Origin of the sequence: Halomonas litopenaei, from assembly GCF_017303055.1 — a bacterium.
GTDB lineage: Bacteria > Pseudomonadota > Gammaproteobacteria > Pseudomonadales > Halomonadaceae > Halomonas > Halomonas litopenaei_A.
The window spans coordinates 14,029-32,647 of the sequence record NZ_JAEKJT010000008.1; the positions used below are offsets into that span (position 1 = coordinate 14,029).

Annotated in this window: 17 protein-coding genes; 4 read left to right on the forward strand and 13 right to left on the reverse strand. The window is 62.7% G+C overall.

What is annotated here, in order from left to right; genetic code table 11:
- Positions 1-45: 45 nt before the first annotated feature.
- The 13 genes from fliR to fliF all read right to left on the reverse strand — a co-directional run bounded on the left by fliR (position 46) and on the right by fliF (position 11,534).
- Positions 46-840: a flagellar biosynthetic protein FliR gene (fliR, locus tag JF545_RS15785; RefSeq protein WP_206943658.1), complete on the reverse strand. Its 795-nt coding sequence runs from the start codon at positions 838-840 to the stop codon at positions 46-48.
- 86 nt (positions 841-926) lie between these two features.
- Positions 927-1,196, reverse strand: a complete 270-nt coding sequence (gene fliQ / locus JF545_RS15790; protein WP_206943660.1) for a flagellar biosynthesis protein FliQ — start codon at positions 1,194-1,196, stop codon at positions 927-929.
- Positions 1,197-1,230: 34 nt separating this feature from the next.
- Complete coding sequence (gene fliP / locus JF545_RS15795; RefSeq protein ID WP_431606268.1) at positions 1,231-2,082, reverse strand: flagellar type III secretion system pore protein FliP; 852 nt, start codon at positions 2,080-2,082, stop codon at positions 1,231-1,233.
- On the reverse strand, positions 2,079-2,486 hold the full coding sequence (gene fliO, locus JF545_RS15800; protein ID WP_206943662.1) for a flagellar biosynthetic protein FliO: 408 nt from the start codon (positions 2,484-2,486) through the stop codon (positions 2,079-2,081). Before fliO ends, fliP begins: the two co-directional genes overlap by 4 nt.
- Positions 2,483-2,986: a flagellar motor switch protein FliN gene (gene fliN, locus JF545_RS15805; protein WP_206943665.1), complete on the reverse strand. Its 504-nt coding sequence runs from the start codon at positions 2,984-2,986 to the stop codon at positions 2,483-2,485. The genes fliO and fliN overlap by 4 nt, the downstream gene beginning before the upstream one ends.
- Positions 2,979-4,025 carry a flagellar motor switch protein FliM gene (gene fliM / locus JF545_RS15810; RefSeq protein ID WP_206943667.1) on the reverse strand — a complete coding sequence of 349 codons (1,047 nt, stop codon included), beginning with the start codon at positions 4,023-4,025 and terminating at the stop codon, positions 2,979-2,981. Before fliM ends, fliN begins: the two co-directional genes overlap by 8 nt.
- A 9-nt stretch (positions 4,026-4,034) precedes the next feature.
- The gene (fliL, locus tag JF545_RS15815) at positions 4,035-4,535 is read right to left on the reverse strand and encodes a flagellar basal body-associated protein FliL (protein ID WP_206943669.1); all 501 of its coding nucleotides are present in this window, start codon (positions 4,533-4,535) and stop codon (positions 4,035-4,037) included.
- Positions 4,536-4,766: 231 nt separating this feature from the next.
- Positions 4,767-6,179 (reverse strand): flagellar hook-length control protein FliK, encoded by a 1,413-nt coding sequence (locus JF545_RS15820; protein ID WP_206943670.1) that lies wholly within the window; start codon positions 6,177-6,179, stop codon positions 4,767-4,769.
- Between the two features lie 16 nt (positions 6,180-6,195).
- Entirely contained in the window at positions 6,196-6,648 is a 453-nt protein-coding gene (gene fliJ, locus JF545_RS15825; protein ID WP_206943671.1) for a flagellar export protein FliJ, read from the reverse strand.
- Complete coding sequence (fliI, locus tag JF545_RS15830; protein ID WP_206943672.1) at positions 6,645-8,045, reverse strand: flagellar protein export ATPase FliI; 1,401 nt, start codon at positions 8,043-8,045, stop codon at positions 6,645-6,647. The genes fliJ and fliI overlap by 4 nt, the downstream gene beginning before the upstream one ends.
- On the reverse strand, positions 8,042-8,767 hold the full coding sequence (gene fliH, locus JF545_RS15835) for a flagellar assembly protein FliH (protein WP_206943673.1): 726 nt from the start codon (positions 8,765-8,767) through the stop codon (positions 8,042-8,044). Before fliH ends, fliI begins: the two co-directional genes overlap by 4 nt.
- A gap of 36 nt (positions 8,768-8,803) precedes the next feature.
- Positions 8,804-9,808 carry a flagellar motor switch protein FliG gene (gene fliG / locus JF545_RS15840; protein ID WP_206943674.1) on the reverse strand — a complete coding sequence of 335 codons (1,005 nt, stop codon included), beginning with the start codon at positions 9,806-9,808 and terminating at the stop codon, positions 8,804-8,806.
- On the reverse strand, positions 9,801-11,534 hold the full coding sequence (gene fliF / locus JF545_RS15845; RefSeq protein ID WP_242520913.1) for a flagellar basal-body MS-ring/collar protein FliF: 1,734 nt from the start codon (positions 11,532-11,534) through the stop codon (positions 9,801-9,803). Before fliF ends, fliG begins: the two co-directional genes overlap by 8 nt.
- A 251-nt stretch (positions 11,535-11,785) precedes the next feature.
- Here fliF and fliE point away from each other — a divergent pair, with 251 nt between their 5' ends.
- The 4 genes from fliE (at position 11,786) to cysD (ending at position 18,575) form a co-directional block, all read left to right on the forward strand.
- Positions 11,786-12,121, forward strand: coding sequence for a flagellar hook-basal body complex protein FliE (gene fliE, locus JF545_RS15850; protein ID WP_206943677.1), 336 nt, complete (start codon positions 11,786-11,788; stop codon positions 12,119-12,121).
- Positions 12,122-12,306: 185 nt separating this feature from the next.
- On the forward strand, positions 12,307-13,995 hold the full coding sequence (locus tag JF545_RS15855) for a methyl-accepting chemotaxis protein (protein WP_206943678.1): 1,689 nt from the start codon (positions 12,307-12,309) through the stop codon (positions 13,993-13,995).
- A gap of 222 nt (positions 13,996-14,217) precedes the next feature.
- Positions 14,218-16,101, forward strand: coding sequence for a methyl-accepting chemotaxis protein (locus tag JF545_RS15860; RefSeq protein ID WP_242520914.1), 1,884 nt, complete (start codon positions 14,218-14,220; stop codon positions 16,099-16,101).
- A gap of 1,559 nt (positions 16,102-17,660) precedes the next feature.
- Positions 17,661-18,575 carry a sulfate adenylyltransferase subunit CysD gene (cysD, locus tag JF545_RS15865; RefSeq protein WP_206943683.1) on the forward strand — a complete coding sequence of 305 codons (915 nt, stop codon included), beginning with the start codon at positions 17,661-17,663 and terminating at the stop codon, positions 18,573-18,575.
- Positions 18,576-18,619 lie beyond the last annotated feature (44 nt).

An 18,619-nucleotide genomic window follows, 5' to 3' on the forward strand; every position in this document is an offset into this window, starting at 1 on the left:
GCTTTATGCCGCAGCCAGCAGAGAGGGTGAAGGCGTCGTGAGGGCTCAGCTCGACAGCGGGGCCAGCGTCTCGAGCAGCGACTGCAGAACGTTCAGACCCTGATGGAAGTGGTGCTGCAGGAAGCGGCCCAGGTCGGTCATCAGCATCATCAACAGCGCCAGTCCAACGGTGAGGGAGGTGGGAAAGCCGATGTTGAACACCGTCAATTGGGGAGCCGCCCGGTTGAGGATGCCCAGCGCCAGGTTGATGGTCAGAAGGGGGGCGACCAGTGGCAGAGCCAGCAGCAGGCCGGTGGCGAAGATGGTGCCACCGTAGCGCGCCAGCATGATGAAAGCATCTGGATTGAAGCGTTGGATGCCGATCGGCAGCGTTTCGAAGCTGGTGATCAGCAGCTCCAGCACGATCAAGTGGCCGTTGATGGCCAGAAACATCAGCAGGGTGATCATGTAGAGATAGCGCGAGACCACCACCATATTGGTGCCACTGGACGGATCGAAGAAGGTGGCGAAGGCCAGGCCCATCTGCAGGCCGATGAATTCACCGGTGGCCTGCACCACGACCAGCAGCACCCTGATGCACAGCCCCATGGCGACCCCGATGACCAGCTGCTCCACCACCAGCCCAAGGCCGGCCCAGGAGGCAATCGGAATATCGGGCAATGGGGGCAGCATGGGGCTGATCAGGATGGCGATGGCGCCCGCCAGGCCAATCTTGGCCTGGGTCGGCACTGCGCTGTGACCCCACAGGGGAGCACTCAGCATCAGCGCGGTGATGCGCATCATGGGCCACAGGAAGAGGCTGAGCCAGGCGTGTAGCTGGTCGAAGGTGACCTCTACCATGGGAGCCGAGTGTTTCCAGTGGTCATGATCTTCACAGCGCTCCCTGCTATTCGGTCACTTGCCATGTTCCGCTCACTGACGCTATGTCAGGACACGAGGGCCGGGATATTGCTGAACAGCTCCCGGGTGAAGGTGATGATCAGTTCCAGCAGCCAGGGGCCCGCCAGTACCAGCACGGCAAACACCGCCAGGATCTTGGGGATAAACGACAGCGTCATCTCGTTGATCTGGGTCGCCGCCTGGAACAGGCTGACCAGCAGACCGGTGAGCAGGGCGGTCAGCAGCAGCGGCGCACCCAGCAGCAGGGTCACGCGCATTCCTTGATAGGCCAGGCTCATGACGGTCTCGGGGTGCATGGGGATCTCCTTGAAGCGGTGTGGCTGGCGCGTGCTAGAGGTAGAAGCTTTCGGCCATGGAGCCGATGATCAACTGCCAGCCGTCCACCAGCACAAACAGCATCAGCTTGAACGGCAGTGAGATTGTTACCGGCGGCACCATCATCATTCCCAGTGACATCAGTACGCTGGCCACGACCAGGTCGATGATCAAGAACGGGATGAAGATGGTGAAGCCGATCTGAAAGGCGGTCTTCAGCTCGCTGGTGACGAAGGCCGGCACCAGGACCTGCAGGGGCACGTCCTCGGGGCCTGCCATAGGCCCGACGTCAGACAGTCGGGCAAACATCGCCAGGTCCGGCTCCCGGGTCTGGCCGAGCATGAACTCGCGGAAGGGCTGCTGGGCAATGTCGATGAACTGGCCGAAGTCGATGGCATCAGTGGTCAATGGCAGCCAGGCATCCTGATAGACGTCATTGAGCACCGGCGACATGATGAAGGCGGTCAGAAACAGCGCCAGCCCCAGCAAGACCTGATTGGGAGGCGTGGACGCGGTGCCCATGGCGGTGCGCAGCAGGCTCAATACGATGATGATGCGGGTGAAGCTGGTCATCATCAGCAGCGCGGTAGGCAGAAACGCCATCGCGCTGAGCAACAGCAGCGTCTGCACCGACAGCGACCATTTCTGGCCGCCGTCGGCCAAGGGTTCGCTGATCACGCCAGGGATCTGCTGCGCTACCGCCGGCGTGGCGGCCAGACCGCTAAAGGCCAGCACCAGCACTACGGCCAGCAGCGGTGTCAGTAGACGCGCCAGTGACCGTCGAGTCAGAGGCTGCCAGAAATAACCCGCGTCAGGGCGGCCGGTGGGGTGGGGCAGCTGGCTGTCGATCATCGCCATACCCATCAATGCGGTCGCTGTCCGAGGTTGGTCTTGAGGGCTTGTGCGAAGCGCTCGCCGAAGCTGTCCGCTGCAGCGGACGATGCCGGCAGTTCTGGCTCCTCGGGCGCTGGCAGGCTGTCGAGGCGATTGACCCGGCCTGCGCCGACGCCGAGCACCAGCCAGCGATCCTGAATCTGCACGACCACGACACGCTCACGCTGGCCCACGGCGGTGCTGCCGATGATCTTGAGCCTGCCTGGCTGGCCATGCAGGCCTCCGCTGCGCCGTTTGATCAAGGCCGAGAGTCCGAACAGGATGGCGATGATCAGGGCCAGGGCGGCTGCCGTCTTGCCCAGCATCGCCAGGCCCAGCAGGCCGTCGCCGCCCTGGGCCAGACCGTCGATCGCTGCGCTGGTGGTCGTCTCGTTCATCGGTTGAGCTTCTGTACCCGCTCGGAGGGGGTGATGATCTCGGTGATGCGAATGCCGTAGCGATCCTCGACCACGACGACCTCACCCTGGGCGATCAGATAGCCGTTGATCAGGATGTCCATCGGCTCACCGGCCAGGCCTTCGAGTTCCACCACCGATCCCTGGGCCAGTTCCAGCAGCTGCTTGATGGTCAGGCGCGTGCGGCCGAGCTCCACGGTCAGCTTGACCGGGATATCCATGATCATGTCGAGGTCACGGGTGCCGCTGGCGCTGGCGCTGTCCCCCAGTGGCCGGAACACGCTGTCTCCGGCGGCCTTGGGGGTGGGGCTGTCGGCGGCGGTTGCCGTGTCAGCGTTGGGGTCGGCGGCCTGCTGTTCCGCCATGGCCTCTGCCCAGGGATCGTCCTCGGGCGTGGTGGCGTCGTTGTCCTGTTGTTCGGACATGGCGGCAGCCCAGTCATCGTCGCCGACCTGGTCTTCGGGCTTATTGGGGTCAGTCATGCTCTGATTCCTTGGAAGGAGGCCGTGTGCCTTTGACGAAAGCATTGCCGGAGGGATGCCCGGCGGCGTGATCGAACATTCGCAGGACGCGCAGTGCGCGCTGCTCGCGCTGGCTACCGTACTCGCACTCCATCACCGGCACGCCGTCAACCTGAGCGGTCACCGTGTCGGGCAGGTCCAGCGGCAGAATGTCGCCGACGGAAAGCGCCATCACGTCGGCGATTCGTGAGTCGACCGTGGCAAAGTTGGCGACCAGCTCGACCTCAGGGTGGCGCAGCTCGCCGGCCATGCGGCGATGAAAGGCGCCGTCCTTGTCACGACTGCTTTCGCTGAGGGGATTGGTCAGCAGGTCCTTCAGCGGTTCGATCATGCTGTAAGGCATGCACACCTGGAAGGTGGACGACAGGCTGCCGACTTCAAGGTGGAAACTGGTGCTGACCACGATCTCGTTGGGCGAGTTGGTGATGTTGGCGAACTTGGACTGCATTTCCGAGCGCAGGTAGCCGATATCCAGCGGATAGACCGACTTCCAGGCTTCGCTGTAGCCCTCGATGGCGAGGTTGAGGACCCGCTGGATAATGCGCTGCTCGGTATTGGTGAACTCACGCCCTTCGGACTTGGTGACGAAACGTCCGTCTCCACCAAACAGGTTGTCCACCACCATGAACACCAGACTGGGGGGAAACACGATCAGCGCCGAGCCTTTGAGGGGCTTCATGGCGATGATGTTGATGTTGGTAGGCACCGGAACGTTGCGTGAGAATTCGCTGTAGCTCAGATAGCGAACGGCATCCACGGTGATATCCGCGCTACGCCTGAGCAGGTTGAACATGCCGGTACGAAAGTGACGAGCGAAGCGCTCATTGATGATATCCAGCGCCTGCAGCCGCTCACGGATGATGCGCTGCTGGTTGGCCGGATCAAAGGGGCGCAGGCGGCCCCGGGGCGCGCTTTCCTCGCCATCGGTGTCATCGTCACCGCTGACACCCTTGAGCAGGGCGTCGATTTCTTCCTGAGACAGGAGATCGTCTTGAGACATGATCGCGACCTATTGGACGATGAACTCGGTGAACAGCACGTCGTCGATACCAATGCGGGCGCGATCGGGGCCGAGCACGTCCTTCAGGGTCGTGACGATGTCGCTTGCCAGGGCGCGCTTGCCTGACGCCGTCACCAGACTCTCGGCGTCCCGGTCCGACAGCAACAGCAGCAGCTTGTTACGCACCTGGGGGCGGTGCTGCTCCAGGGTTTCCAGGCTCTGCTCATCGGTCAGTTGAAGCGTCATGCCGGCATACAGAAGACGCGGAATATCGTCGTCATCTGCCAGGTTGACGGTGAAGGGCTCCAGCTTGAGATAGATGGGCGCCACCGCAGGGTGTGCCGGGGTGCTGGCATCCACCAGAGTGTCGCCGATGGCATCTTCGAGACTGGCGTGAGCGGACGTCTTGGCCTTCTCCTGGTAGAGCAGGTAGAAGCCGGCTGCAGCCCCGAAGGATGCCAGGATGACCAGGATCACCAGCAACCAGATGAGCCGTCGAGATTTCGCCATGTCCTGAAGTCCTGAGCCTGTTGTCCCTGTACGGGAAATATGGGTACACGCGGATGTGCCGCACCCTCAGTATGCCGTTTGAGGGTGCGTGTCGATGGCAAGAACAGGCACCAAGTTCGTGCTTATCTTGGGATATTGTTTCATCGAGGCGCGATTCCACCAGCGCTCTAGTTCACCAGAGCTCTATTTCACCAAAGCACTCTTTTACCAATGCTCTAGGCCTCGACAGCGTTACGCATAGAGATCGACACGCCCCTCGCCGAGGGGCAGTGACGGCGCCTGCCGGGAAGTGGCCTCCTGGAGACCTGTGTCTGTGGAGGGAGCGCTGGCCAGTGCGGCCTGGCCCCCACCAGCGGCGCTGTCCTGGGCGTTGCCCTGGGAGCCCGGATGCGTGCCCTGGTCGCTGACCGAGGCGTCACCGAGCTGGATACCCTGCTCCGCCAGCGCTTCGCGCAGCTGTGGGATGGCCTGCTCCAGGGTCTGCCTGACCTGAGCATGGGCCGAGAAGAACTGCGCCTGGGCGCCATGTTCGCCGAGCTTGAGAGTGACACCCAGGGACCCCAGCTCAGCAGGATGCAAGCGCAGTTCGATCTTCTGTTCGGCATCGCCGGCCTGGCTGGAAAGACGCGCCAGGGTGTGGCCGAGCTGCTGAGGCCAGGCGTTGTGGTTGAGGGACAGTGCTGCGGCGCTGGCGGGAAGCGCTGACGCCGCCAGGGGGGCCGCGCCGCGGCTGTTCAAGGATGCCGGAGCTGCCAGGCCATCGGTGGCTGCACGAGCCTCAAGCGAGCTTTCGCTACGAGGCTGATCGGCAGCCTCGCTGGCACCCTGCAACATGCCGCTGGCCAGGGTCGTTGGCGCTGGCGGCTGAGCGGCGTCGGAGACCGGCGCTGACGGCGCTGACGCGAGCGGCGATGACGGCTGGCCCGTGCTGGTAGTCGCCTGGGTCGGATGCTCGCCGCGAGGCGTCAGATGCAGGGCGAGAGGATCGACGGAGGTGGCCATCGCGCGGTTCGTTGCGCGGTCCGACGCGCCGCCCATCACGCCTTCACTTGACGCCTGATGCACCGTGACGGCGTTCAGCTTGCCCCCTGCCAGTGATGGCATCGCCCCCGCGCCCTGGGCCGCGCTGGCCAGAGAAGGGCCCGTCAGAGTGGGGGTGAGCGGACCGGCGGCATGAGAACCTAGGCTGGCCTGACCTGCGGTGAGCTGGGCCGCGCTGGTGACATCGGCTCGGGCGAGACCAGCGCCCTGGCCAGTACTGGCTGTCGTGGCTGTCACCGTGTGCGCCTGGATCGCCGATGCGCGGGCGATGGCCATGGCAAGCTCACCGCTTGCCGGCATCCCTTCGCCGTGGATAGCGATGGGGGCCATGCTGAGACCAGGCAGCGCGGCATCAGGATGGTGGGCCGCGACGAGTTCCCCAGCCATGTTCTGATCGCCGTCCTGCGAGGCTGCGCTGCCCCCGCGATCGCCATTGTGGGACCCCTGCACGCCAGGCTGCGTCGGCGAGGAAGCCAGCCCGGCCACCGCGGCCAGGTGCTCGGCGAAGTCGCCGCCGGAGGAGGCTTGGCCATCCGTTGCTGACGAGGCCTGTGCGCCGTTGGTCGTGGACGGGCCGGCGAGGCCCAGCAGAGTCAGGTCCATGGGATATCCTTATCGCTCAGTAACCGCCGGGAATGGCGTTGCCACGCTGCAGGCGGCTGTTGATCAGGTCATCGCTGACGCGCTGTTCCTGGCGAGCCTGATGACGCAAGCCTTGCTGTGCACGGCGTTGTGCCAGGGTGTCGTAGGCGCTCAGGCGCTGTTGTTCTTGCTGCCATTCCTGCTGGCTGCTGGTGACCTTGTCACGCTCCCGCTGGAGCGCGCCGCGTGCCCTGGCCAGGGCGTCATCCAGTGACATCAGGAAGCGCTGGGTGTTATGCAGCGTGGCCGGATCGATGCCACGGCGCATGTCCTGGTGCAGGCGCTCGGCATATTCCTGCCGGTAGTGCTCCAGCGAAGTCAGCTGGTCGGCCACCTGGCGCTCGTCGCGGCGGGCGCTGGCCAGATGCTGCAGGGCCTGGTCTCGGGCATCTCGGGCCAGCTCGATCAGGGTATCCAGTGGGGTGCTCATGCTGCTCCTCCCAGAGTGGACGAGAGCGCCTGACGCGAGGCCTCCAGGCTGGCGCATTCGTCGATTCGCTGTTGCAGAAAGGCTTCCAGATCAGGGTAGCGGCGCACGGCATCATCAAGACGCGGGTCGTGGCCCGGCTGGTAGGCGCCGACGCTGATCAGGTCGCGGTTGCGCTGATAGCGTGAAAACATGGCCTTGAAGCCCTGTGCCTGGCGGCGCTGGCCGTCGTCGACGATGGCGTTCATGGCACGGCTGATCGAGGCTTCGATATCGATGGCGGGATAGTGGCCGGCCTCGGCCAGGCCTCGCGACAGCACCACGTGGCCGTCGAGTATGGCCCGCGCCGAGTCGGCGATCGGGTCCTGCTGGTCGTCGCCTTCAGTGAGTACGGTATAGAAAGCGGTGATGGAGCCTCCGCCGGGCGCTGCGTTGCCCGCGCGCTCGACCAGGCTCGGCAGCTTGGCGAAGACCGAGGGCGGATAGCCCTTGGTGGCCGGGGGCTCGCCGATGGCCAGGGCGATTTCGCGCTGGGCCATGGCGTAGCGGGTGAGCGAATCCATGATCAGCAGCACGTTCTTGCCGTCGTCACGAAAACCTTCGGCCAGGCGGGTGGCGTAGGCGGCCCCCTTGAGTCGCTGAAGGGGTGAAGTATCTGCCGGGGCAGCGACTACCACCGCACGACGGCGTCCTTCGGGACCGAGGATGTTATCGATGAAGTCCTGTACTTCGCGGCCACGCTCCCCGATCAGCCCGACCACGATGACATCGGCCTGGGTATAGCGAGCCATCATCCCGAGCAGTACCGACTTGCCCACGCCCGAGCCAGCGAACAGCCCCATGCGTTGACCGCGGCCTACGCTGAGCAGCGCGTTGATGGCGCGGATGCCGACGTCGATCTGTTCGTCGATCGGGGCCCGCGACAAGGGGTTGAGCGGAGGGGTGGCCAGCGGTGCGCGGGGAGCGTCGTCGAGCTCGCCGAGCCCGTCGAGGGGGGCGCCGGTGCCGTCGACAACGCGACCCAGCAGACTGTCGCCCAATGGAAAGCGGCGCGAGGCATTGGCGCCACCCTCACCCAGGGGCAAGACGCGGGCGCCAGGCATCAGGCCACTGATCTCTCCCAGCGGCATCAGAAACAGACGCTCGCCGGCAAAGCCTACCACCTCCGCCTCGGCGTACTGGCTGGCCTGGCTACCGTCTGGTTGGCGCGGGCCTTCACCGGGGAGTTCAATGCGACAGCTGTCACCCAGCGCTACCTGCAGACCCACCACTTCGATCACCATGCCGGTGGCGCGAATGACACGTCCGGTGGCTCGCGTAGCGGGCAGGCCGTCAACCCGTTGGGTGACGGCCTGAAGCACGCGCTGCCAGTGCTGATGGTGGGCCTGAGGTGAGCTCATGGGGCGCTGTCCTCGCCGCTAGTGCCGTCGTCGTCCGTCTCGCGGGGGGCGCGGCGGCGGACCTGGGCGGTGACGGCCTGCCAGCGGCGCTCCCAGGTGGCGTCGATATCGCCCTGGTCGCCGCTGACGCGACAGCCGCCCCGATGCAGACGTTCGTCGGCTCGCAGTGTCCAGCCGGCGGTCTCCAGCTGCTCTCCCAGGTGGCGCTCAACCAGTCGCAGGTCCAACGGATGCAGCCATAGACGTTGGCGGCCTACCAGCGGCGGGTCGGTATGCAGCAGCTGTTGCACCAGCTCCACGACCTGGCGAGGGCGCGCCTTCAATGCCTCGCCTGCCAGCTGTCGACCGGTGGCCAGGGCCAGGTCGGTCAGCTGCTCCGCCACGGCATCATCGAGCTGCATCAGCGCTGCCTGGAAGTCTTCGACCAGCTGTGCCAAGGGAGCCAGCGCTTCCTCGCTACGGCTGTCGATCGCGGCGGCGATTTCCTGCTCGGCCTGGGCACGCCCTGCGGCAAGACCTTGCTCCAGGCCCTGCTGATAGCCCTTGGCATGGCCTGCGTCGAAGCCTTGCTGGTGACCCTGGGCATGGCCTTCACGGTGACCTGCGTCGCGCGCACGCTGGCGCTCGGCAGCCAGCTCATTACGCGTCGGTGCGTCAGGCGCGGGCGCCTCGTCTGCATCTTCGGGCAGGGCTCCCATGTTCCAGCGACGCCAATGGCTCATGCCCGCGCCCCCTTGTCATGCGTCTTGTGCACGCCCCTAGACATAGGCTTCGTCCCCTCCACTGAGCACAATTTCGCCGTTGTCGGCGAGGCGGCGCACCACCTGCAGGATGACCTTCTGTTCGGCTTCCACCTGGGAGACCCGAATCGGGCCGCGGGCATCCATGTCTTCCTGAAGCAGGTCGGCGGCACGTTGGGACATGTTGACCAGGAACTTGGCCTTGAGGGTTTCCGGAGCGCCCTTGAGGGCGATGACCAGACTGTTGGTCTCGATTTCCTTGAGCAGCAGCTGGATGCTGCGATCGTCGAGGTCGCCGATGTTCTCGAACAGGAACATCTCGTCGATGATTTTCTGGGCCAGGTCCTCGCTGTGGGAGCGCACCGTGTCGATGGCGGCCTCTTCCTGGTTGGTATTCATCAGGTTGAGGATCTCTGCCGCGGTACGTACGCCACCCATCTTGCTGCGTTTGAGGTTCTGCCCGTCGAGCATGCTGGTCAGCACTTCGGTGAGCTCCTGCAGCGCTGCTGGCTGAACGCCGCTGAAGGTGGCGATCCGCAGCACTACATCGTTGCGCTGCTTTTCGTCGAACAGTTCGAGCACATCGGCGGCCTGGTGGCGCTCCAGGTGTACCAGCACGGTGGCGATGATCTGCGGATGCTCGTCGCGGATCAGCTCGGCCACGGTGGCCGGTTCCATCAGGTTGAGGGCATCGATGCCGCTGCTGGTGCCGGCGGTTTCCAGCACGTCCTCGATCAGGCTCGAGGCGCGCTCGCTGCCTAGTGCCTTTGTCAGCACCGAGCGGATGTGTTCGCTGGAATTCATGTTGAGACCGATGAACTCCTCGGTCTCGGTGTGGAAGTCATGCAGGACCCGTCGCATCTCTTCGTGGGAGATCTGGCCGAGCTGGGCCATCTCCCGCGATATCTGCTGGATCTCTTTGGCATTCAGGTACTTGAATACCTCTGCAGCGCTATCTTCATCCAGGGCAAGCAACAGCACGGCGCTGCGTCGAATGCCGCTCGAGGTTTCGATGCTAGTCATTGGCGTTCATCCAGCTGCGCACGATCATGGCGACCAGACGTGGGTCTTCCTGAGCCATTTCCCGCAGGTCATTGAGATTCTGTTCGTAGGCATTGGCCTTGCGCTTGCGTCGGTTGTCCCGGCTGTACGTGGCCGCCTCGTCTTCGCCTGACTCGCTGTCGCCATCAGCCTTGTGCTCGCCTTCGGCCTCTTCGTCGCCGACCCGGGCCGAGAAGGCACTGGGCATCGCAGGCGCTGGCGGGGTTTCCGTATAGCGGCGAATCAGCGGGCGCAGGACCAGCAGGTACAGCAGCAGTGCAGCCAGCAAGATCAGCAGGTAACGACCTATCTCCTTGGCCAGCTGGTGAACCATGGGGTCCTTCCACCAGGTCGGCTCGACCAGCGCATCCGGCTGGGTAAACGGACGGTTGACCACGGACAAGGCGTCGCCGCGCTCCTCGGAGTAGCCCATGGCCTGGCGCACCAGGGTCTCGACCTCGGCCAGCTGGGTGTCGGAGAGGGGCGTGCGGGTGGCTTCTCCGGTATCGTCGACGCCATCCTGATAGTTGATGACCACCGCGGCGGAGAGGCGCTCGATGCCTCCACGCTGGTGCTGTACGTGGGAGACCTGGCGGTCGACCTCGTAGTTGGTGACGTCATCGCGGCGAACTCGCTGGGCGCTGGCCTGTTCGTCGCCGGCGGTGTCCTGGGCGTTCCCCGGCTGCTCGGCGGCCGCCGGGTCGGTCTCTCCGTTATCAATCGGCGACGCGGCGGTGGTCGGGGCGCTGTTGCTCAGGGCACCAGGGATGCCGCTGGCCAGATCGCCCTGGCCATTGATGTCCAGGCTCGACTGGTGACTGCGCACGGCGGCCTGGTTAGGGGGCTGATTGGGGCCGTAGCGCTCTTGGGTCTCTTCACGCTTGGAGAAGTCGATCTGAGCGGTGATCTGCGCGTGCACGTTGGCAGGGCCCACCAGTGGCGCCAGGATGTCCTCGATCCGTCGCTGGTAGGAACGCTCGACCTCGGCGATGTAGTCGAGCTGGGTGCCGTCGAGCCCCAGCCCGCTGTGGCTGGCCGCCGACAACAGACGACCGTTCTGGTCGATCACCGTCACGTCTTCACTGGCAAGGTCGGGCACGCTGGATGACACCAGGTGGACCATGGCGGCCACCTGGCCTTCTCCGACTCGCCTGCCGGGCTCGAGGGTCAGCACCACCGAGGCCTTGGCCGGCTGGCGCTCGCGCACGAACACCGAATCCTTGGGCAGCGCCAGATGTACCCTGGCATCGGCGACCGGGCCCAGCGAGGCAATGGAGCGAGCGAGCTCACCCTCGAGACCCCGCTGGTAGTTGATCTGCTCAGCGAATTGACTGATACCGAAGGCCTGGTCCTGCATCAGCTCAAGGCCTACGTTGCCGCCGTGGGGCAGGCCTTGTTCGGCCAGCTGCAGGCGCAGGGTGTGCAGTTGATCGTCCGGCACCAGCAGGGCGTGACCGCCGGCGGAGAAACGATAGGGTACGCCGCGACTGTCGAGCTCGGTGATGATGGCACCACCGTCGGCTTCGCCGAGGTTGCTGAACAGCACGCGATACTGCGGGCGTGAGGCCCACAGCACCAGGGCGACGATGAGCGCGATCGAAGCTGCCCCTGCCAGCAGCAGCGGAATCAAGGGCTTGCCACCCAGTCTTGACGTCAGTCCGGACAGGGGGCCCGCGCTGGTGGCTTTGGCGTCTGCCGTGGCGCTCATGGACGATTCCTGTGCGGAAGAGACGTGTAAAGTCGAGTCATTGGCATGACCGGTGGTCCGTTGGTCGAGTGGCCGCGGGCAATGCCCGGTTCTGTGTTGATGCCTATTATCGCGAGGCCTGGTCGAGCCAATGATTGAAATAGCCCATGTTTTGTCGGCCATTTACGGCGATGAGCAGAACGCAAGACTTGGTAGGCTTGCCTGCGACGATCGGGGAACTCCCTGCAGACTAACGAGCACCAGGACTTCACATGTCGACACCCGCGATGCAATCGGCTCTGGCCCAGATGGCCACCATGGCCCGTGATGCCGGTCAGGTTTCTGCGTCACAGCCTCCAGGCGTGCGCGATGGGGCCGAAGCCGACGGCGGCTTCGCCGATGCACTCAAGTCCTCGATACAGCGCATCAATGAGTTGAAGGAGACGGCCGACACCCAGGCCAAGGCCTTTCAGGCTGGCGTTCCGGGCGTCGAGCTCAACGATGTGATGGTCGACATGCAGAAGGCCAGCGTGGCTTTCCAGATGGGCCAGCAGGTGCGCAACCGCCTGGTATCGGCCTATCGGGACGTCATGAACATGCAAGTCTAGGCTGGCCTCTTACCAGCCCTATCCCCAGCCCGAGAGGCGCCTGGGCGCGAGGCAGGCTGTGCGTGAGCCGTATGCCATTACCTTGGGCGCCGAGTCCCGTTTCGACACAGTCTTGTCATCAATAGCTGGTATTCCTGCCGCACCCCTTCGCTCAAGAAACGGGACAACCAGGGAACCTTGCTCCGATGACGCCTCTTCGCTTTCTTTCCATCCGCACCGGCGGTCTGCTGGTGCTGGCGCTGTTCTTTTTCCTTATGGCGGGCCTTGGTGGGCTTGGCCTGTATGCCAACCAACAAGGCCGTGAAGCCTTCGACACGATGCGAGAGGATCATGTCGAGCAATTTCGGCTGCTCAACCTGGCTCAGACCCAGGTCTTTCGCTCACGCGTAGAGATGGACCGGGCGGCGCGGCTGACGCGGGTCCCTTCCTTCGATCGTCCGGGGCCGGTCATCGAAGCGGCCGAGGCGCTGCTGACGGATGCCAAGCTGGCCTTTGACGATTTTATGGCGTCGGACGCCAGTGAGGCCCTGTCGAGCAACAGGTCAACGCTGGAACAGCACTTTCGCTCGCTGGTCGGTACCGGCCTTGAGCTGCAATTGATGCTGCTCAAGGAGGGCGACCTGGGGGGCTACGATGCGGGGCAGTCCCGCCTGACGGCCATGAGCCACGATTTCGTGGAGGGTGTGGAGGCCTTTTCGGCCGAGGCGCTGGCCCAGGAGGCCCGGCTCGCAGCGGGCTTTCGCCACCTGGCGGACAGCATGAACATGGCGCTGGCCGCGACGCTGGGGCTGTCACTGCTGGTGTCTGCGTTGCTGGCCTTTGGCGTGAGACGTCATGTTCTTCAGCCGCTCAAGGCGTTGCTGCGCCACTTTGAGGCTTTGGCTCAGGGGCAGCTCGAGCAGCCACTGCCAGACCGGGGCAACAACGAGGTAGGGCAGTTGTACCAAGGCGTTGAGTCACTGCGTCTGGCCTTGGTGAAGAACGTGCGTGACATGCGCGAGACCAGCGACAGCCTCCGCCACAACGCTGAACGCATGCAGGATGATGGCCGTGAGCTGTCCCGTCGCACCCAGCAGCAGGCGGCGGCCCTGGAGCAGACGGTCGCCAGCCTGGAGCAGTTGACGACGACCGTGGCGCAGACGGTGGCCCATCTCGGTGAGGCCAATCGCCTGGCCGATGACGTGGGGCAGCGTGCTGCCAGCGGCAGTGAAGGAGTTGCCGCGGTGGCAACGGCCATGGCCGAGATTCAGCGTCACGCGGACCAGGTTCAGGCGATGGTCAAGCTGATCGATGATATTGCCTTCCAGACCAACCTGCTGGCCCTCAATGCGTCGGTCGAGGCCGCTCGAGCCGGGGAGCACGGTCGTGGATTTGCCGTGGTGGCGGCAGAGGTGCGCAGTCTGGCGGCGCGCAGTGCGGAGGCTGCGGGCGAAATTCGTGATCTGACCGGGGCGTCCAGTGCCAGTGTGGCAGTCGGCGCCCGGCAGTCCCGTGACGCTGATGCGTCCATTCAAGGCATTGCCGGTGCCATCGTCGAGCTGGGGGCGCGCATGGTGGAACTCGAACAGGCGGCTGGCGAGCAGCATCAGGGCCTGGATCAGCTCAACCAGGCCATGGCCGACATCGACAGCGTGACCCAACGCAACGCCGACATGGTAAGGCGCTCCAGGCAAGAGGCCGAGCGCCTGACGCAGACGGCTGTCGCGTTGATCGAGGCCAATGCGCACATGCGCCTTCCAGACACCTGCACGCATCTCGACGATGAGCCTTCCTCCCTGGCCCCGCCGACGTCAGCGGCAAGAACACAACGCCGGTGGCTGCCGCTGTTCAAGCGCCGGCAAGCTCTCAAGCCTCAGGGCATTGGAAGTGCATGACCTGGGTGCTGGCACAGGGACGACCTCAAGGGGGCATGCTCCAAGGGGCCGTCTTCTAAGGGAGAATGCTCAAGGGGGTCTTGATGAACCGGCCCGCTAGGCCGTCAACAGAGCCCCTACCTGCGTTGACTAAAGGTGAGTGTGAAATAGCCGATAGAGCTTTTTGTCGACCTCGCTCACGCGAGGCCCACCCCCCTGACAGAGAGCGACATGATTCATTCATTGAGATTTCGGCTCCTATTGACCACCGTGGCCGTCATCCTGGCGGCCCTGGTGATCAACGGCGTAGTGAACTTCAGCATTCTTCAGCATCATCAGGAGCGCCAGGTCGGTGAACAGCTGGCGTCCGTTGCCGAGGGCAACAAAGCCGCCATCGACGAATGGGTCATCGGCCATGGCCGGCAGCTCGAGGCGTTGGCGCCGGCGGTGGCCGTAGCGGATCCGATGAGCGCGCTACTGCAGCTTCAGGCAGGGGGTGGCTTTCTGACCACCTATCTTGCTGATAGTGCTTCTGGCGATGCCGTGTTTTCCGATGGCTGGGAAGCGCCTGCGGACTATGATCCGCGGCAACGCCCCTGGTACCTCCAGGCGGTGGCCGCGGAGTCCACGGTGGTGACGCCTCCTTATCAAGACGCCAATACCGGTGGTCTGGTGGTGACCTTTGCCACACCTTTCTATCGTCAGGGGAGCCTGGAAGCGGTAGTCGGTGGGGATATCATGATCGAGAGTGTGATCGATGTCGTGAAGGGGATCGCTCCCACACCCAACAGCTTTGCCTTTCTGGTGGACGGGGACGGCAAGCTGGTCGCACATCCCGACGCGTCGCTCAGCCTGGTCCCGGCCAGCGAGCTTGCCGAGCGTCTCACGCCAGACTTCCTGGTCCGCCTGAGTGAACAGCAGTCGCCGATCGAGGTCGAGATCGATGAGCGTCTGCGCAAGCTGTACGCCACGTCCATTGATGGCACGGATTGGCAGTTGGTGATCGCCCTGGATAGCCAGGAAGCCGGTGCCAGCCTCGCCCAGGTGACACAGGCGTCGATCTGGACACTGCTGATCGTTGGCCTGGTGGCACTGGTAGTGCTGGGTGTGCTGCTTCGCTTCGCGCTCAAGCGGCTGTCCACCGCCAGGGATGCCATGGTGAATGTGGCCAGCGGCCATGGTGACCTGACCCGACGCCTGCCTGAAAGTGGCAAGGACGAAGTGGCGCAGATTGCGGCCGCCTTCAATCGATTTGTGTCGCGCATGGAGGCGGTGATGGTCACCATTCGCGAAAGCAGCGAGTCCGTGCGCGTGGCCGCAGGCGAGATTGCGCTAGGCGGTCAGGACCTGTCACGACGCAGCGAGTCGACGGCCTCGAGCTTGCAGCAGACGTCGGCATCCATCGAAGAAATCACCAGTACCGTGGCGCATACTGCAGCATCATCCAGGGAGGCTCGGCGCCAATCGGGTGAAGCGTCCGGAGTGGCCGAGAAGGGTGGCGAGGTAGTCGCTGAGGTGGTGACAACCATGGAGTCCATCACCGAGTCGTCAAGCCAGATCGGCGCCATCGTCAAGGTCATGGATGGGATCGCCTTTCAGACCAACTTGCTGGCGCTGAATGCATCGGTAGAGGCCGCGCGAGCGGGTGAGCATGGGCGCGGCTTCGCCGTTGTGGCAAGCGAGGTACGCCAGCTCGCCACTCGCTCAGCCGATGCGTCACGAGAAATTCGTGGACTGATTGAGACGTCCGGCGAGCGAGTCGCCAGTGGCACGGAATTGGTGCGTCGGGCCGGCCAGACCATGGACGAAATCGTTCACCAGGTGGGGCGCGTCGCCCTGAGCCTTGACGAAATCAGCGTGGCTGCCGATGAGCAGAGCGAGGGCATCGCCCAGGTCAACATCGCCGTCGCTGAGCTGGATCGTATGTCTCAGCAGAATGCCAGCCTGGTCGAAGAGTCCACTGCCGCCACCGAACGTCTGCTGGAGCAGGCAGACCGGCTGGGTCAGCTCGTCTCGGGATTCACCCTGGGGACACCCGCGACCTTGACCCAGACCAGAGGGCCATCGCCGGCGCATATGCCTGATCTGTCGTCGTCCACTAGTGGCTCCGCTGCTACGGCCGTCTAACCCTTGAGGACAGCCCCCTGACCATCCTACGGAGGAGCGATGCTTATAAGAAGCGCCTATTCCGAGGGGGGCTGTTCTAACGGCGCAGTGCTCTGAGAATGATTGGCCAGCGTGCCCGTTGCCTCCCTGGTCATCTGGGTTCGTCGCCAGGCCAGGGGAGCGATGGGCATCGTACTTGTGACTGAGGCATAGGGCTGAGTGTCGATGGCGCACCGCCGCCGGCGTAGGGGATGGTCATTCAGGACTCGGGTTTACGGCTAAGTGCACAGGGGGAATGAGAAATGTAGGTATTAAAGGTCTGTTGTGTCGATATCGTGTCGATGTCATTTCGCGCTTGCCGATCGAGGCTGCGGCCCTTCCATGCTTCCCCTGCTCATTGGCGCCTGACTTTCGTCGACTTCCTACGTTTAATGCCGTAAAGCCAATGTGTGTCCGATAATTGTCCTTAAGGACAAGAGAGTGAACGGGTTTTTTAAGACTTTAGAAATTAATATATTAATCGTATCGCGTTAAAATAGTAGTGTCGCAATGTGATTTTTTTAATTGTCCGACAGTTTTGCATAATCATCTTCGAATAAACCGTCCTCAATTCTCCTATACCATGTCACCGTGTTATTAGCCATAGCTATGGTTGAGTTCCATTCAGCAAAGCGCTGAAATCATTATCTGTACTACAGTCGTAGGTAATAAGATACTTATTTTGCTTTTACGAAGACGCGTCTTGCTATTGGTTCTTTATCTTATTGTTTTTGCTGATATTTTCCATCTATATTTATGCGCTTCTTGGTGCCGAGTTGCCTTCTTTATCGGGACGTGAAGTCTGGGTTTATTTGTATCGGCATAATTGTATGTCGTTGGATTACTCATTATGCCGAAGTCGTTTTATTTTCGTAGTGAGTGGCAGGGTTGGCTGGATGATGACAGACAAGATCATTAACATCCTCGGTTGTAACGTAAGACGGTTCTTTTGTTTCAAAGTGTATGAAGAGCCGCGCAACAGAAAAAATGTGCAGAAAGTGCTGTTGGGCACTGAGGTGGGCGAGGGGAAACGTCCGTGACATCCCCGGGGCGGTAGCGTGCTTTTAGCATTGTTCACGTATATATCGTCCCATCGGCACGTCAGAGTCTGGCAACGACGCGTTAACACATAGGCCCTAACACTCAAGGCACCATCACACAGGCACCAAGATAAGGGCTGCAGTTGTTGCAGTTGTTGCAGTTGTTGCAGTTGGGCAAGGGTCAGAAAACAGGGTCAGAAAAAGACGGCTTGGGAGGGTACCTTGGCATGGCGTTCACGGACCTGCTGTTTCCATGCCGCCTCAGGCTCCTGGCGGTGTCTCCGCCGGTCCTGCTCCTTCGACCTAGAGGCTTCTGACTTTCCTCCTCTCGCTATGGCAGCCGGTCCCCCACCGTCACCCCAGCTGTCTCGCCGACGCGTTATGGCCTAACCGTTCCGCCTGTGCCTCCGATGTCATCTCTCATCGCCTTGCTGATGCCCCTTTACGACCGTATTTCTGGCGGGCATAGGCCGGCCCTTATTTTCTTGAGGATTAGCTTCCATGGATCTAGCACCCGACAGGCAGACTCACCTGAGACAACTCGAGGCTGAGTCGATCCATATCATCCGAGAGGTGGCGGCCGAGTTTCGGCGGCCCGTCATGCTGTACTCGATTGGCAAGGACTCGTCGGTGATGCTGCATCTGGCTCGCAAGGCGTTCTTTCCCGGGACGCCTCCGTTTCCCCTCATGCACGTCAACACGACCTGGAAGTTTCGGGAGATGATTGCCTTCCGGGATCTCATGGCCAAGCAGTCTGGCATGCAGCTTATTGAACACATCAATGAGGAAGGCGTCGCTGCCAACATTAACCCGTTTGACCATGGCAGTGCCAAGTACACCGATGTGATGAAGACCGCTGCACTCAAGCAAGCGTTGGACCAGCATGGTTTCGATGCTGCTTTCGGTGGTGCTAGGCGTGATGAAGAAGCCAGCCGTGCCAAGGAACGCATCTTTTCCTTTCGTGACCGCCACCATCGCTGGGAGCCCAAGAGCCAACGTCCCGAGCTATGGAGTCTGTACAACGCCAAGATCAACAAGGGTGAGTCGATTCGCGTATTTCCTCTCTCCAACTGGACCGAGCTGGATATCTGGCAATACATCCACCTCGAATCGATTCCCATCGTTCCGCTGTACTTCGCTGCGCCACGCCCGGTGGTCGATAGAGACGGAATGCAGATCATGGTGGACGATGAACGCCTCCCCCTGGCTCACGATGAAGTTCCTCAACAGCGCTGGGTACGTTTTCGCACCCTGGGGTGCTACCCGCTGACCGGTGCGGTCGAGTCACGGGCCTCGACGCTACCCGAGATCATTCAGGAAATGCTGCTGACTCGCACCAGCGAGCGAAGTGGTCGCGCCATCGACCATGACCAGGCTGGATCTATGGAGAAGAAGAAGCGCGAAGGCTACTTCTGACATCACGTCATAGCAACACGTCTACTTGGCAGCAGATTTAGGCC

Bases quoted from the DNA above. Each gene is read 5' to 3' on its own strand.
- fliE (WP_206943677.1), top strand. From the start codon at position 11,786: ATGTCGACACCCGCGATGCAATCGGCTCTGGCCCAGATGGCCACCATG.
- fliM (WP_206943667.1), bottom strand. From the start codon at position 4,025: ATGTCTCAAGACGATCTCCTGTCTCAGGAAGAAATCGACGCCCTGCTC.
- cysD (WP_206943683.1), top strand. From the start codon at position 17,661: ATGGATCTAGCACCCGACAGGCAGACTCACCTGAGACAACTCGAGGCT.
- fliI (WP_206943672.1), bottom strand. From the start codon at position 8,045: ATGAGCTCACCTCAGGCCCACCATCAGCACTGGCAGCGCGTGCTTCAG.
- fliR (WP_206943658.1), bottom strand. From the start codon at position 840: ATGGTAGAGGTCACCTTCGACCAGCTACACGCCTGGCTCAGCCTCTTC.
- fliG (WP_206943674.1), bottom strand. From the start codon at position 9,808: ATGACTAGCATCGAAACCTCGAGCGGCATTCGACGCAGCGCCGTGCTG.
- fliQ (WP_206943660.1), bottom strand. From the start codon at position 1,196: ATGCACCCCGAGACCGTCATGAGCCTGGCCTATCAAGGAATGCGCGTG.
- JF545_RS15820 (WP_206943670.1), bottom strand. From the start codon at position 6,179: ATGGACCTGACTCTGCTGGGCCTCGCCGGCCCGTCCACGACCAACGGC.
- fliH (WP_206943673.1), bottom strand. From the start codon at position 8,767: ATGAGCCATTGGCGTCGCTGGAACATGGGAGCCCTGCCCGAAGATGCA.
- fliF (WP_242520913.1), bottom strand. From the start codon at position 11,534: ATGAGCGCCACGGCAGACGCCAAAGCCACCAGCGCGGGCCCCCTGTCC.
- JF545_RS15855 (WP_206943678.1), top strand. From the start codon at position 12,307: ATGACGCCTCTTCGCTTTCTTTCCATCCGCACCGGCGGTCTGCTGGTG.
- fliL (WP_206943669.1), bottom strand. From the start codon at position 4,535: ATGGCGAAATCTCGACGGCTCATCTGGTTGCTGGTGATCCTGGTCATC.
- fliO (WP_206943662.1), bottom strand. From the start codon at position 2,486: ATGAACGAGACGACCACCAGCGCAGCGATCGACGGTCTGGCCCAGGGC.
- fliJ (WP_206943671.1), bottom strand. From the start codon at position 6,648: ATGAGCACCCCACTGGATACCCTGATCGAGCTGGCCCGAGATGCCCGA.
- fliN (WP_206943665.1), bottom strand. From the start codon at position 2,986: ATGACTGACCCCAATAAGCCCGAAGACCAGGTCGGCGACGATGACTGG.